Raw genomic sequence first — 1275 nt, 5'->3', positions numbered from 1 at the left:
GCCGTCGACACGGCAGAGTAACGACGTCGTGGCGGAGTCAGTGTCGTCGGTCGGTGCGGTCGACTTGCGTCTTTGCGTCCGGCTCTCGCCGTCGCAAACACCGGGCCAACTGCCAGTTCTCCGCACACAAAAATTGATGCGGACAGACGGCCGATTGAGCGTACCGCGCGTATCCCACGACTGAACTCGTGGGGTTCGCGCCTGCATCACAGTATATAAACGAATCCGGATCGGACAGGCCGTTGTTCCTCGCGGTTGGGGGTCGGCACTCGTGGATTGTTTTCGGACGAACATTTAAATAAAAATACGTGAGTAGCTCCTGACAGATGCTCGAGGAGGTGCCGACAGTTCCGGCCCCGGAGCCACCGGATAGCGCTCAGGCGTGGTATTCACCGTCGGTCCACGATCACTACGAGATCGTTCCCGGCGTCGTCGCCACGGTCGAAAGCGGCGACGCCGGGTTCCACTACGACGTTCGCGAGCCATCGCTGTCGACCGACATGGAGTCGAAACTGCGCGCCGTCCGCGAGCACTTCGCCGATGTAGAACCGACGCGTCCCCGGACGCGGGAGGGTGCCGCCGAGCGGTTTCGCGCTGGATTCGACCAGAAGTACGAGCGGATCATCGACGAGATCGCCTCGTGTCCACCGGCCGCCCGGCGACGACTCGAGTACTACGCCCTCGCCGAGTTGCGGTGCCTCGGGGCGTTGACGCCACACGCGCTCGACGACTCGATAGAAGTTGCCGATGCCACTGGGGAGGAACTGTCGCTCCACTTGGCCAACTACGCCCCCGCCGCGACGGGCATCCGGGACGCCGAATTCGTCGGGCGGTTCAGCGCCGAGCGCATCGAGCGCTATACCGTCGAGTTCGCCGGTTACGACGTCCCGGTCGTTCGGTACCGCGAACGGCTGCTCGGGGCGGATCCCTTCGAACAGAAATACGCGGTTATCGAACCGGACCGACTCCCCGGTGACGAGCGGCTCATCACCGAGTGCAAGGACCGGATCTGGGAGGCCGGACTCGGCGGGATTGACGAACACTCGACGCTCCAAGAGCGGGCGGCAATCGTCCGCAAGCGCGGCGAATCGCTGCTTTCGAGGCAACTGCGGGCGGGGAACACCCGTACATGGGTCGATACGGTCCGACGCGGGGTCCGGACCACGCTCGCCGAGCACGGGATCGTCGTTCCATCGGCGGATCGCAGGGTCGGCGGCGACCGCCTCGACGACCTCGTTTATTACGTCGTCCGGGATCTCGTGGGGTACGGACAAC

At 64.3% G+C, this 1275-nt stretch carries 1 pseudogene; it reads left to right on the top strand.

From position 1 onward, the window contains the following. Positions 1-338 precede the first annotated feature (338 nt). Positions 339-1275, top strand: a pseudogene (locus DP106_RS15095) (secretion system protein); the annotation flags it as partial.

This window comes from Halonotius pteroides, assembly GCF_003605635.1.
GTDB classification, from domain to species: Archaea; Halobacteriota; Halobacteria; order Halobacteriales; family Haloferacaceae; genus Halonotius; species Halonotius pteroides.
The sequence above is the reverse complement of the archived record's forward strand: the minus strand, read 5'-3'. Positions and strand labels throughout refer to the sequence as shown.